General features: G+C 58.2%; 9 protein-coding genes. 3 read left to right on the top strand and 6 right to left on the bottom strand.

What is annotated here, in order from left to right; all coding sequences use genetic code 11:
- The first annotated feature begins 129 nt into the window (after window positions 1-129).
- Window positions 130-1,434 carry a GGDEF domain-containing protein gene (locus DSM3645_RS11210; RefSeq protein WP_237564798.1) on the top strand — a complete coding sequence of 435 codons (1,305 nt, stop codon included), beginning with the start codon at window positions 130-132 and terminating at the stop codon, window positions 1,432-1,434.
- Here the strand turns inward: DSM3645_RS11210 and prmC are convergent.
- From prmC to DSM3645_RS11190, 4 genes are all read right to left on the bottom strand, one after another.
- Window positions 1,431-2,315 carry a peptide chain release factor N(5)-glutamine methyltransferase gene (prmC, locus tag DSM3645_RS11205; RefSeq protein ID WP_002652274.1) on the bottom strand — a complete coding sequence of 295 codons (885 nt, stop codon included), beginning with the start codon at window positions 2,313-2,315 and terminating at the stop codon, window positions 1,431-1,433. The two genes, DSM3645_RS11210 and prmC, sit on opposite strands and share 4 nt — an antisense overlap.
- 42 nt (window positions 2,316-2,357) lie before the next feature.
- Window positions 2,358-3,434: a peptide chain release factor 1 gene (gene prfA / locus DSM3645_RS11200; RefSeq protein WP_002652273.1), complete on the bottom strand. Its 1,077-nt coding sequence runs from the start codon at window positions 3,432-3,434 to the stop codon at window positions 2,358-2,360.
- A gap of 114 nt (window positions 3,435-3,548) precedes the next feature.
- Complete coding sequence (gene rpmE / locus DSM3645_RS11195; protein ID WP_002652272.1) at window positions 3,549-3,788, bottom strand: 50S ribosomal protein L31; 240 nt, start codon at window positions 3,786-3,788, stop codon at window positions 3,549-3,551.
- A gap of 121 nt (window positions 3,789-3,909) precedes the next feature.
- Window positions 3,910-4,899, bottom strand: a complete 990-nt coding sequence (locus DSM3645_RS11190; protein WP_002652271.1) for a bile acid:sodium symporter family protein — start codon at window positions 4,897-4,899, stop codon at window positions 3,910-3,912.
- A gap of 208 nt (window positions 4,900-5,107) precedes the next feature.
- On the opposite strand from DSM3645_RS11190, the gene aroC reads away from it, so the two are divergent.
- Both aroC and DSM3645_RS11180 read left to right on the top strand, forming a co-directional pair.
- The gene (aroC, locus tag DSM3645_RS11185; protein ID WP_002652270.1) at window positions 5,108-6,247 is read left to right on the top strand and encodes a chorismate synthase; all 1,140 of its coding nucleotides are present in this window, start codon (window positions 5,108-5,110) and stop codon (window positions 6,245-6,247) included.
- A 45-nt stretch (window positions 6,248-6,292) separates the two neighbouring features.
- Window positions 6,293-7,540, top strand: a complete 1,248-nt coding sequence (locus tag DSM3645_RS11180; protein WP_002652269.1) for a hypothetical protein — start codon at window positions 6,293-6,295, stop codon at window positions 7,538-7,540.
- Here the strand turns inward: DSM3645_RS11180 and DSM3645_RS30890 are convergent.
- Both DSM3645_RS30890 and DSM3645_RS11170 read right to left on the bottom strand, forming a co-directional pair.
- The gene (locus tag DSM3645_RS30890) at window positions 7,537-10,644 is read right to left on the bottom strand and encodes a cytochrome c biogenesis protein (RefSeq protein ID WP_002652268.1); all 3,108 of its coding nucleotides are present in this window, start codon (window positions 10,642-10,644) and stop codon (window positions 7,537-7,539) included. The two genes, DSM3645_RS11180 and DSM3645_RS30890, sit on opposite strands and share 4 nt — an antisense overlap.
- Window positions 10,645-10,653: 9 nt before the next feature.
- A complete protein-coding gene (locus DSM3645_RS11170; RefSeq protein WP_116344394.1) occupies window positions 10,654-13,767 on the bottom strand; it encodes a hypothetical protein in 3,114 nt (1,037 codons plus the stop codon).
- Window positions 13,768-14,076: the final 309 nt, after the last annotated feature.

Here is a 14,076-nt window from a genome sequence, read left to right as displayed (position 1 = left end):
ATCGGATCGCCATTCGCCAGAAGGTCCGCCGCCGGTAGACTTCCGACATTTTACTAACGTAGGCTTCCATGAGGGTGGTCTGACCAATCGTCGATCGCATCGACTACGAATTTCTGGGGCTGTAGCGTGTTGTTTCTATTTTTAAGTGGGATGATGTTCGCCAATCTGCTTGTCGGATTTGGGCTTGCGTTCTACCTGCGCCAACTTGCCGAGGAAAATCGGGCCATCATGGCTCTTGATTCCCAGCAAGAGGTCTCCGAGATCGACGCGCATCGCGAACTCTCGTGCGCGACCGCGAATGCGGACCCCACAGCCACAGTCCGTGCTCGCGCGATTGCTTCGATCGACGCGATACCGCCTGAATATATTGGAATGCTGCAAGGAGAGTCGATTGTCGCAAATAGCCTGGTCGAAGCGTCGGCCGAAGTGCTGCGGTTGGAGGTTGGTCGATATCGCGATGCGCTGATCGAAATCGACAATCAGTTGCGCGGCATGGCCGAGTCTCCCGACTCGGGACTAATGGAAGTGCTGACGGTCGAACTAGAAGATCTCAATCGTGAATGGCTGAACAAACAGGCCGAAGCGGCGAATACGCTCGATAGCAACGGCGATTCGTTGGGCGAGTATTCCGATATCGGCAGCTTGCTGGGTACGGTGCTGATGGAACAAGCGGCCCAGATCGAAACCACGATCAGTAATATCGAACACTTGGATCTTTCGACCGAACCTGCCGATGGACGACGTCGCTTGATGCAAGAGATCAGCCGCCTGATCGATCTCGCCCACGATCTCCGTGACAAGATGCAAGAGACGCTGCTGACCATCTTGCGAGCCGAGCGACGCTTGGCCGAAGTCGACCGCAAGATGCAGTTCGACGGCCTCACGAAACTACACAATCGCAACGGCCTGGAAGTCGTCTTCTACGAATGGTGGCGAGCCGACATCCGCCGCGAGCGGATCGTCAGCGTCGCATTGCTCGACATTGACAACCTGCGCAAAATCAACGAGCGCTTGGGCGCCGAAGCCGGCGATCGTCTACTGGCCGAATTTGGGAGATTGCTGGGCGAACTCATTCGCAAGGATCGCGGCTTCGACATCGTTTGCCGCGCCACAGGGCAACAGTTCATCATCTTCTTCGGCGATACCGGTCCCCGCAATGCGACCAGCAGCGTCGAACGTATTCGCCAAACGCTGGAATCGACCATCTTCAACTTGGATGGTGAGGAAGTCGCGATGATGGTGAGCATCGGCGTCGCCGAGGTGGGCGCCGACGACACGACGACCAAGGTGATCAAGCGTCTGGAAAAAGCGACGCGCGTCGCGAAGAAAAATGGACGCAACTGCACGGTGATTGATGAAGGCAACGGTCCGACGCCGATCACGGCGCCCGAATACAAAGTCGTCGGCCGGACGGTTAAAGTCGAGGAACGCTAAGTCGCTTTGCGCCGGGCGATCAACACGCGCGGCAGTTTCGCCAAATCTTTTTCGACGGTCGGCGCCTCAAATTGATCGCTGGCCGTCACAATCGCCACCGCGGCTTCGGCCACTACCGGGCCAAATTCGATCAACAGCCATCCGCCCGGCTTGAGGTGCGACGGCGCCTGACGCACTAATTCTCGAATCGCGTCCAGCCCATCTTCGCCGCTAAAGAGCGCGACATGCGGCTCATACTGCAGCACATCCTTGGGAAGCGACGGCTTCTCGACCAGCCCGATGTAAGGCGGATTACTGACGATCAGATCGAAAACGGCGTTCTCGGGCAGCGCAGTCAACAGATCGCTTTTGACAAACTTGATTTGCTCCGCGACGCCGTGCTCTTCGGCGTTCTGCTGGGCGACTTGCAGTGCTGCGGCGCTGATATCAATCGCCGTCACCTGCAGCTTGGGTAAGTCTTTCGCTAGCGTGATGGCGATACAGCCGCTGCCGGCGCCGACGTCGCAAATGCGTGCGGTTTCGGTCTTGGCCGTCTCGCGCAAACGATCGAGCGCGGCGATGACCAGATGCTCTGTCTCGGGACGCGGGATCAATACGTCCGGCGTGACGCGAAAGTCGCGAGAGTAAAATTCTCTCCGGCCCAGGAGATAGGCGACCGGCATTCCGGCGGCGCGTTGTTTGACCAACTGGCGGAACTTTCCGCGCGGCTCTTCGGCGACGACTTCGTCAAAGCGCGTGTAGAGTTCAATTCGCTTGCAACCGAGGGCCTGGGCCAACAAAAGTTCGGCGTCCAGACGCGGCGAGTCGGCCTGTTGTTGCTGCAGATAGTCAGTGGTCCACTTCAAGAGGCGCCCTACCGTCCATGGCTCTTCCGCCGACATAGCATCTCCTGCGGCTGCGCCTCTGCGGCGTCATTGGATCGATTATTCTTCGAGGTCGCCCATGTCGCCGCGCAACTGCTGGCGATCGTAGTCGACCAAACCATCGATCACCGGCTGAATGGCGCCGGCGATGATTTGATCCAGCTTATAGAGCGTCAGATTGATACGGTGATCGGTGACGCGATTTTCTGGGAAGTTGTAGGTCCGAATGCGTTGGCTGCGATCGCCCGATCCGACCAGCGATTTGCGATGATCGCTCCGTTGCTTCTCTTCTTCGGCACGCTTGACTTCGTACAGCTTGGTCTTCAGCAAGCGAAGCGCTTTGGCCAGATTTTTGTGCTGACTTCGCTCTTCGCAGCATTGCACGATCACGCCGTCTTTATGAATCAAACGAACGGCCGACGCCGTCTTGTTCACGTGCTGACCACCGGGACCGCTGGAAGCCGCGTAACGTTCGACTTCGTAGTCTTCCGGGTTCAGCTCAAACTCGACATCTTCCGGTTCCGGCATCACTGCGACGGTCGCGGCGGACGTATGAACTCGGCCCTTGGCCTCGGTTTCGGGAACGCGCTGCACGCGGTGACCGCCGCTCTCGTACTGCAGCTCGCGATAGACTCCTTCCCCTTCGACGCTGATGATGACTTCTTTGAAGCCGCCCAACTCGGTCGGGTTGGCTTCCATCACTTCGTACTTCCACTTTTTCGTTTCGGCGTAGCGCTTGTACATTTCGTACAAGTCGCGAGCGAACAGAGCCGCTTCATCGCCACCGGCGCCGCCCCGGATTTCCAAGACAATTCGCGTACGATTAGCGTCGTCGCCGCCGATCGTCATATCGAGCAGCTCTTGCCACAGCTTTTCGCGCTTCGCTTTCAGCGTCACGATGTCGGCTGCCGCCAACTCGCACATCTCTTCGTCGTCGCTTTCCAGCAGCTCTTTCGCTTCGCCCATCTCATCGATCGTATTTTTGAAAGTACGATACTTGGTCGCCAACTTGGCCAGAGAGCCATGCTCGCGCGCAATCGTCGCCATCTGATGCGAATTTCCCATGACATCGGGATCGCTCATCTGCTTTTCGAGAAACTCGAAGCGGGACAGCTTTTCCTCCAACATCTCACGCATGGGAGAACCCTCTGGTCACTATGGCGAATAAGAAAAATAGAAGTCAGTCAACGAAGAACGCGAGCCTTCCGTGGATAGAAAGCTCGCGCTGGGCGAAGATCGTTGATGCCGTCGCTACTTCTTTTTCTTCTTCGGCTTCTCGAGGCTCGCGTAACCGCTCTTGGCGATCTTGTTCTTGAACTTCTCGATGCGTCCGCCTGAGTCGACGAATTTCAGCTTGCCTGTGTAGAACGGGTGGCAGGCGCTGCAAACGTCTACGACGATTTCTTTGCGCGTGCTGCGGGTGGTGAAGCTGTTACCACAACCGCATTTCACGGCCGCTTCCTCGTAGCGGGGGTGAATCTTTTCTTTCATGACGGCATCTTCCTGAGTGGTTGGTCGCGAGACGGAACTACCCTGTCTCGTTCACGTTCGATCGATAATCCATCAATGATATCGGCCTGCAAGCAGGGGGACAAGGGGAAGCATGACTCGGTTATGACGAATCGGGCGTCAAATCGCCCGCCGCAGCCAATTGCCGCTGTAAATGCCGATCGGCGACCCAAGTATCGATGAATAGCTGACTTACGTGATAGGCGATCAACGGAAGAATCGCCAGCGGCTGCGTCGGATAGAACAAATTCGCCAGCCATAAACCGACCATCAATGTCTTCTGACTCCCCGAAATCCCGACCGCAATCTGATCCGCCGGCCGCATGCCCAGCCATTGGGCCGATCCATAGCCGACGACCAGCGCGGTCGCATGCACGCCGATAACGACTCCCAGCGTCAACGCGAGCATCCCGACCGGAGGCGCCGCTTCCTGCAAGGTTCGCAGGCTCATTCCGGCCCCGATGCAGCCGAGAAAGACCATCGACAAAATGCCGAACTGGGCGGCGATGCTCATCGTCGTCCGATTGGCGGTCGCCCAGCGACCGATGGACCACGGAATACGGCACAATTGGCCCACCATCATCGGCGCGACGACTAGAATCAACAGCTTGCTGACCATGGCCCCCAAATCCAGGGAAACCGAGTCCCCGGTCGTCAACTTCAACCACATCGGCGTCACGACGAAGCATAGCAGGTTGGTCACGATCGTCACGACGAGCGCCGCTACGTCATTTCCGCCAGCTTTGCGGGTCCAAACCGCCGCCGACGCCAGCGTACACGGGATCGCGGCGGCGATATTGACGCCGATTCGCAGGTCGCCGCTCACTAGCAGCGAAGCTCCCCAAGCCAGCAGCGGCAGCAGGCCAAAGTTCATCAGCGTCCCCAGCGCCGCCGGCCCGGGCCGCTTGGCCGCATTGTGCAGATCGCCAAATTCGAGCGGAAACGCCATCAAAAACAGAACGGTGACGACGATCGCATTTTGCAGAAACGGAATCTTAGTCACCGGCTCCAGCGTCGGCGAAAATCCAAAGCCAACACTGATTACAACCGCTAACAGCAGGAGAAACCAATAGCGGCCGACGAAACGAATCACGAAGCAAATCCCCTGTTTAAGGATGACGCCCTATTGTGAGCGGCGATCGGCCCAACAACAAGCAATCTATCTTCAAGCTACGTCAACAGTTAGAATTGACCCACTGGGCGTCGCTCGCTTGAGTCGACAGGCGCGGCAATTGCCGCTAGTCCCTGGCGATCGCCAGATATTAGCGGCCGAGATCATTCGTAAGTCACTATAGAAGAACATGTTACGCTACAGCACCGCAGGCGAATCCCACGGCAAGACGCTTCTCGCGCTGGTCGATGGGTTTCCCGCTGGCGTCGAGATTGAAACCGACGCGATCGACGCCGATTTGAAGCTTCGCCAAGGGGGCTATGGTCGCGGCGGTCGTCAGCGAATCGAAACCGACAAAGTGGAAGTCCTGACCGGCATCTGGAAAGGGCTCTCGCTCGGCAGTCCGATCGCGCTGCAAGTGGTCAACAAGGACTACAAGCTCGAACGGCTCGAAGATCTACCGCGACCGCGACCTGGTCACGGAGATTTAACGGGTGCGATCAAGTATCTCGGCCCGGTTCGCGGCATTCTCGAACGTGCTAGCGCCCGGGAGACTGCGGTTCGCGTCGCGGCCGGCGGACTGGCCAAGCTGCTGCTTAAGCAGTTCGGCATTACCGCGTTTGGCTATGTCGCCGAACTGGGCGGCGTGCAAATCACCCCGCAAGCTGGCGATCTAGAGAAGCTGCGAAAATTACGCAGCGACAGTATCGTCTATTCGCTCAATCCCGACCAAGACGCCGAGATCAAACAGCTGATCGACGCGACCGGCAAAAGCGGCGATACGCTAGGCGGCATTGTGGAAGTTCGGGTAGACGGAGTACCATTCGGCCTCGGCACCCATTCCCAATGGGACCGAAAGTTGGACGGGAGACTCGCTCAAGCCGTGATGGCGGTTCAGGCGATTAAAGGAGTAGAGATCGGATTGGGGTTTGAAGCGGCTCGCCGCCCAGGATCCCAAGTGCACGATCCGATTCACTTTGATCCCGAGCATCGCGATCAGCCGCACCTTGGTTTTGTGCGACCGACCAACAACGCTGGCGGTTTGGAAGCGGGAATGACCAACGGGCAACCGGTCATCATTCGCGCCGCCAAAAAACCGATCAGCACGTTGGCCAAGCCGCTTGACTCGATCAACTTAGACACAAAAGAAAAGCAGGGCGCTTCGTACGAACGAAGCGACGTCTGCGCCGTTTCGGCCGCTGCGATCATTGTCGAAAATGTCGTTGCGTTTGAAATCGCGACGGCCCTGGTCGAAAAGTTTGGCGGCGATAGCCTGCAAGAGATGAAAGCGCGGCACGAACTGTTTATGCAGATGGCCCGCGAAAGATAGCGTCGATTTACAACTTCATCGCGCGATACGAACAAGGAAGTTCTGTTGCACGAGGCGACCCACCGATTCCTCTGCCGCATCGCCTTTTTGGCGATCTGCATCTTGCCGACGTTCGCCACGTTTGGCTGGATCGGCTACCGCCGCAGTTCTTGGGCGCATACCGCGATCGAGCGCCGTCTCTCGGACGAACTCGGCCTGAAAGCGACTTTCTCCAAAGCCTACAATCCGCGCCCCGGCAAATACGTCCTGCAAGACTTGAAGCTGCATGTCGTTCAGCAGCCGGCGATCACCCTACCGCTGATCGAAGCAGAAGAGCAGGGGGGCGTTTGGCGAATCCGGGCCCCCCAATGCGATCTCTCTTGGACGCATCGTCGTCGACTGTGGGAAACGCTGTGCGAGCGTCTCGCGATCGCCGGCGATCAGCCGATCGCGGTTCAGATCGGCACGATTCATATTGACGATCCGGCGATCCCCAACCTGATGCAATTTGCATCGCACACCAAAATGGATCCCACCGGCCTGCGCCGTTCAGCGGCTCAGTTTTTGCTCGACGGAATCAGCGCCACCGAGCCGGTGACGGTCAAGTTGGCGGCTCCAGTACGCGGCGATATGGAGATTGCGTTCGATGGTCGCGACGCTCAGATTCCTAGCGGCCTGCTAACCGCGATCTTTCCGGCGGCCGGTATTCTGGGAGACGAGGCCACATTTGAGCAGGTTTACTTTCAAAGCACCGGCGGCGTCCGGGGGCCGATCACGATCAAGGGAATCGCCAACGATATTTCGCTCTCGAGCCTGATCACGACGCGCTCCGACCATACGCTCACCGGCAAAGCGAATCTGCACTTGATGAACGCGATGCTGGTCGACGGCAAGCTGCAATCGGCCCAAGGATGGCTCTTAGGAAAACATGGAACGGTTAGCATTTCGCTGGTGCAGGACGCTTCGTACCACTTAGGCGTGCGACCGCGGACCGACCTTTCGACCGATCGCAACTTCCTGACAGGCTTCGCCGAGTTGGGAATCGAGTTCAAACTAAGTGCGGGCCTGCTCACGCTGCATGGTTGCTGCCAGAAGGCGCAAGGCCCCGGCGCAATTCTCGCCGACACGCAGCGTGCCTTGGTGATGGAACCATCGGCAGAGGATTCGCTAATTCCCGCTGCTGGCCTGATCGCGGCGCTCGACGCGCATCAACGCGTCACGGTGCCGGCCACGGCCGAAGCCGCAAAGCTGCTGGAATGGCTCGTCATTCCCGCCGTCGCCGAAGAACCCGTGCACGAAGAGTTTCGCCGCTAGACTGGCCGATGCTCTTGCTCTTCCTCTCTGTTCTTCATGCCCTCGTGCGGTTTCGTCGGTTCCGCTGACTCGGCGCTGACGATTTCTTCGTCGTCGATCAGACGTGAGACGTCTTCGGTTTTGGGGGAGCCCGGCTTGATGACGTTGGTCACTTGGAAGCGGACCGCAGCGACGCCGAGATACAGCAAGTTCATCGCGACAAACCCCAGCACGTAGCCTTGTCCACCTTCACCGAAACCGTAGGAGTGAAGCCCAACGGCTTGTCCGCCCGAGAACATCGGCAAGAGGAAGTTGACCCCGTACCACGAGAAGACGATCATGGTGAACCCAAGAATCGTGCCGACGACCAAGCCAAAGTTATTGAACCAACCGGCGAAGCGACCATGCAAAATCGCCAGGTAAACCAGCAGCGAAATGAGAGCCCAAACTTCTTTCGGATCCCAGCCCCAGAAACGTCCCCAAGAGACGTCGGCCCACAAGCCGCCGAGGATGGTGCCGGTCGCCAGCAGCATGACTGCGACCTGAATCGAGCGGTAACAATACCCAGCCAACACGGCGCATTGCTCCGGCGGACGATAACCAAGTTCGGCATGCGCGTCGTGAGCGGGTCGAAATCCCTCTGGAGCGCCAACCGGCGTCACCGGTGCGCGATACGTGCCAAACATATAGAAGAAGAGTGCGATCACGCCGAGCGCCCAAGAGAGCATGCCGGCGCCATAACTAGCGACGATCGTCAGCACGTGCACAGTCAACCACATGTTGGACCGCAACACCGGCTGCAGCGGCGAGAAGTTCTCGTCGAGCACCGGCGCGAACGAAGCGACGCAAAAGAAGAAGGTCGCGGCGCCGGAAGCGGCCAGGCCGAAATAGGAACGCTCCAGCACGGCCGGCAAGTTGGTCACGATGCTGTTGTTCACGAACCAGTCACGCAGGACGTAGTAGACGGCGAAAACTCCGCTCAGCAGCAGGCGCGGAACAAAGTAAACCGTGATGACTAGCGTCAACACTTTGACCAGCCAGATCGCCGCGTCTTTGCCCAAGTTCGAGGAGAGCGAAAACGCCGCGAGCGGATTGAGGTCAGAAATAATCGGACGATTGCCGTCGCTATACAAAGCGAACGCCAGCATCCAGACGACGAAAGCCATCAGCGGCAAACGCACGATCGTGGCGAAGATGCCCAGCATATTCCAAGTCGACGCCGATTGCGTTTCTAAATGTCGCGGCGTCAGCGGCGTCGCTTCCGGCGTGCCGGGAACCGCCGATGCTCGCCAAGCTTCGAGCCGGCCGCGATCAAAGATCGGCAGCATCAAAAAGGCGGCGCCCATGACGGCGACGACCCACGGCACAAAAACGACGGTCTCGTACATGTTGGTCACCGGCGCCCAGCCGCTGATCAAAATCCGCATGTAGAACGCATACGAGGACCAAACGATCGCCGTCAGCAGCAGCGCCGTTCCCATCCAGAACATCACCTTGCGAATCACGCCGAACGAGAGCGAATAGCAGAACGTCGCCCCCAGACAGATAATCCAGGCGATGCGGAAAGGGTCGAGCGCGTTGTAGCGAACTTCGGCTTCGATGCGCGGACTGCCGGCCGGCGGGTACGCGGTGTAGCTGAGGATATGTTCGTCTTGTTGATCGTCGGCGACCAGCTCGCGCCGTTCGGCGTCGGTTTGCTCACCAATCGATCGCAGCGCTGCGGCGAAGTCGCTTTGCGTCTGCTCAGTTGACGCGCCGTCGACATATGCTTGGGTCAATGCTTTCCAAGACTTGCGAACGGCGGCGACTTTGTTTTGCGGATACCCCTTCAGCAGATCGCCTGAGCTGTACAAGATGGTCGACAAACCGAGCCAGGGCTGAGCCATGTTTTCGGTGCCGCGATCTTTTTTCAGCGCTTCGGCGTTGAGTGCGGGAACGACGTAGAGCGTACCGCTAAGACTGCGGTCGAACTTTTTGACCAGATCCGACCCTTCGTACAGCCCCAACTGCATCTCGAGCCCTAGTCGATCCAATTCGCTCGTTTTCACCAGCATCTCTTGGAACATCGGCTTGATCGTCTCGTATTGCGAGCGGCTAAGCGTCTGCTGCGTATTGGCGCGATCCCGTTCCACACGCAACAGCTCGGCAAGTTCGTGGGCGGCGGCGCGAAATTCGGCGACCAGCGGCTCCGCTTCTTCCAAGGTCGGCGGTTCGTCGGCGGTCAGCGGCTCTGGCTCTTCGTTTTCTAGAAATTCATGTGCGTCGACCTGAGCGTTGACCAATAGCGAAAAGAGGGCGCGATACGACGACAACAACCGATTGGCGGCCAGCGCCATCGGCGACTCGCCGCCGAGCTGCATCAAAATCTGATACTGGCTTTCCAACGTCTGATTTTTGACATTGGGCTCTTGCGACATGATCTTGGCGGCGGCCATCACGCTATAGAACAGGCGATCTCGTCCGCCTGGCATCGGCAACGCTTCGTTCAAGTTGATGTCCAAACGCGGATCAAACGTCACGTCGCGATAAAGCGCGTACTTGGTCAGCACTTCGTTCCAAACGCGTTCTTCCGACGCGGTCATCTCAAACTTTTCGCCGCTGGTCATCGCGGCTTTACGACGCGCGTCGACTTCGAGCAAAAACTTGCGGAGCGGAACCGAATGCGTGATCTCGTAAGGCGAGACAAAGCGAAGCCGTTGCCCCGTCGGACCTTCGATCGGCAAACCGAGCGAGTTGCGCACGTCTTCATGTTCGGCGACGATAAACGGAATTCGTTCCCACTTCTGCGGTTCGGCCAACCAGCTCAAAATCAATTCCGAAGGCTGAAACTTCCGCACTTCGCCGTCGGGCAAGATCGAGAGCGCATCACTATATTCGGGCTTCGCTAATTCGTCCGGCGCGTAGTAGTCGACCAGGTTCACCTTCACCGACGTTTTGTCGTGCGAAGTGATCTCTTTGACCACCAAGTTGGCGAACGTATCCAACGGCTTCACGCGGCCGTTGTGATAAACGGGAAGTTGCTTCCAAACCGCCGAATCAAATTTCTCGCCGGCCCCGGCGGGGACAATCCACGCGGCGACCAACGCCAGGGAAACAGCGGAAAACAAAGGGCGAATCGACTTCATGGCATGTTCCTAAACCTTACCGACCATGTCGGTAAGCTTGGTCTCTGCTGCATTTGAACGGCGGGAGTCAACGGGCGACTCCTCGCGTTTGCGCGGCTTGAAAAAGTAGGCCCGCATGTAAAACATCGTGGCGATTCCTAGAATCACCAGCAAACAACCCCAGTAGCGAAGCGCCGAACCGGGATCGTGGTTGACCGTAAAGACCGACGCGTAGATCTCTTCATCGTCGCTGTGCGTCGGAGCAAACTTGGCGTATTCCGGCGTGCCGGGCTTGAACGGGCCTTGGAAACTTTCCTGGAAGACGTGCAAGTCGCGGTTGTAGGTCGGATCGCGGAACGCGTCAGGCGCGTTCATCGTGATCCAGACATTTTCTTTGATCACCGCGTTTTGCGTCCACATTAGTCTGCCGTCGACAAACGCGGCGCCGCGCGGAGCGCTAACCATCGTCGTCGCCACGTCGTGGTCTTGCTTCTCACCGCCGGCCAACGCAATACGACGTACGCGGGTCAAAATTTCACGCGGCTTCGAGCGGTCAAAAGTCGGATCACTGAGATGCTTACGCGAGAGAGGATCGCTGGGGTTCGGCTCGATGTCGGTCCAATACAGGAATCCGTCCCCCAATGCCAGCGAATTGGGCATTCCCTTGTCCGCCGAGCCCAAAAACGGGGGCGAGCCAAACAGTTTGCCTTCGCTCGATGCGCCGCGGATGACGTTCTTCGCTTTGTCGGTCCAGTAAACGTCGCCGGTCCCTGCGTCAACGGTCACATCGGTCGCGCGACCATCGGGAATCGCGATCCAATCTGGCGTCAGCTCGGTCCCATCGCGATGCACGCGGCCGACAAAGCCCGACGCGTCGTTGGTGAAATAGATCCAATCTCGCTCGCTATCGACGGCGATGCCGCTGGGACGACCGGCGAACGTGATCACGCTTGCAGGGGACGATCCATCGACGTTGGCGCTGCGAATATAGCCTTCGTCCCCCGACCGGCCCTTGCGCCAATCGGTCCAATAGATTTTGCCGCCGTCGGCGTCGCAAACCAATTGCTGCGGATTGGCCAAACCAAACGGGACGATCTTTTTCGCTTGTTCCCAATCACCGCTGTCCAATGCGGCGATCGGCATGCTCCAGATCACAGCCGGCGATGCGTCGTCGATCCAAAAGATCTGACCGGCGCCGCTGGTGATATCGCTGGGCGAGTTGCTGTCGATCGTCAACGGAAACTCGACTCGTTTCGTCGTTTCGCTCGCCGGGTCCCAGACCATCATCCAGCGATCGCGAACGCGGTCGAGATAGTGCACATCGCTGGAATAGTGGGACGGCTGGGCCGTGCCGGGATCCAAGCGACGCTCGAACTGCTCAAGGAAGACGCGAAAGCCGATGTCGAATGACTGAATCGGCATCGCCAACGTCAGCGTCGTATCGCCGACCTTCATCACATGACGCGTACTATCGTCGACATGTCCTGAGTTCGGATCGCCGAAGTGCGCCTGAATCCAGAACTCGTCCGTCTTGTCCCCCTTGGTCAAACGAACCAGCGCCGCCGGCGAAGGCATTTGCATTTTGGGATCAAAGGGGTCGCGCACCGCGGTCGCGGAGGGCGTGTCGGCAGAGATGTAGTTTTCGACATACATCTTCAGCTGCGCGATCGGCATCTTGAACGCATCGACGGCGTTCGTCTTGTCGCCGTCAATCGGCAGGTCACGCGCGACGACCACTTCTTTTCGATTCCAGTAGCGATAGTACAAGCGTTTCGTTTCGCCATCTTCGTCGATGCCTTGGATCACATCGATTCGCGATCCGCCGGGGCTTCCTCCTTGCAGCAGTTCGGCCGAAGTTTTTTCGCCATGATTAAACCAATACGAGCCGTAAACTTCGGCGTCGAAGGCCTGAGCGTTGAAGTTGGGCATGTCGGCCAGCAGGATCAACTCGTCCACCGGCTTTCCATCCTGGGTCAACTCGATGCGCACGGCCGGGTTCTGCGGCACGTCGTTCTCTTCGCCGTCTCCCCACACGATGCCGCCGCCTGGCTTTCGACTCGGAACCGCCGACGGCATGTAGGAAGTGAGTTGATACGAGAGCGCCGTTCCTGCGAGCGGCTGCGGTTCTTTGTCGAGCTCAGCAGCGACATCGATCTCTAGTCGTTTGCCGGCGGCGAAGAGGACGACTTGTCCCTGCTCGCCGATCTCTCCCTGGGGACCACCTTCTAAGAAGGCGACCGTCGCGGCGCGATTGGGGGCCATCGCCATGGTGAACGCTCCGGCGCCCATCGGCTGACGATCGCCCACCCCATATTTGTATTGCGTGTCTCCCTCGACCATGTGGACCCCCAGCTGAATCGGGACCCACTGCATGTCGTCGGCGACCAGTCGGCCATCGGCCGACTGTTTCTTCCCGGCGGGCATGCTCAGCCGCATTTCGACGGCCGGCACGCCATCTTCCCAATGGCTGTTGCCGTAGTAGTCCAATACTTCCAAGCGAATGTCGCCGTCCGAGTAGAGGACATTTCCGGCGCTATGTCTTCCCGCTAGATAAAAGAGCGGCGAGAAGAGATTCGCGATTTCGGGTCGCGCGACTTGAATTTTGCTGAAGCCTTCCTGGTAGTCGGCCCAACTAAACGGCCCCGGCTTGAACGGAATATCGACTTCCGTAATCTCCGGCGGATCGAGCGGCGAACCGGTCTGACGATCCACTCGCAGCGCGAACCGGTAATGATCAGGCTCAAACGCACGGATGTCGGAGATGTTATTTTCCCAAACGCTCACCTGCGAGTCGATTCGCCACACGCGACTGACGACACCGCTAAACAACAGCGTCAGCAGGCCAATGTGCGTGATGACGAACCCGGTTTGATGCCGCTTCCAGGGAAAGCGAATCGACGCGGCGCAGAAGATGTTGACCGCTAGAAGCATGTAAAGCAGCGAGAACCACCACGATTGGTAGACGTAAAACTGCACGACGTTGGTATTAAACGCCGCTTCCACCGCCGTCGCGATGCCCAACGTCAGCGCCATCCCAAATAACAGGCAGACCGCCAATTTGAGCGATGCGGCGATTTCGTACAGACGCAATACTCCCCAGACAAAGGAAGATTGATCCGAGGAGGCAAGTTTGGGTCGAGCCATGCGTTTGGACTGGCCAGCGTGGGGATAAGTTGGCAATTACAGGGCGTCAAGCGGCGGGACCAAGCGACAACAACGTCAGCGCTCGGCTGTCAAAACGCCAAATTCAGATACAGCGCCAAGAGACGAACTCGCCCTCAGCACGCGGACGTTACATCCGCAACTAGTAGATTATAGCGCGACCAGGGGGAAAAGATACCGCCGCCGCCGCACTCCCGCCGGATTAAGGTGATCGGTTGTAACGATTGCACCAAACAGCAGTTACGAAAAAAGCCGCGAGGCGTCTCGCGGCTTTTGACGGTTGGTTTGCGG

The organism is Blastopirellula marina DSM 3645, assembly GCF_000153105.1.
In the GTDB taxonomy this organism is placed as follows: Bacteria; Planctomycetota; Planctomycetia; order Pirellulales; family Pirellulaceae; genus Blastopirellula; species Blastopirellula marina.
This window is presented reverse-complemented; position numbering and strand designations above follow the sequence as displayed.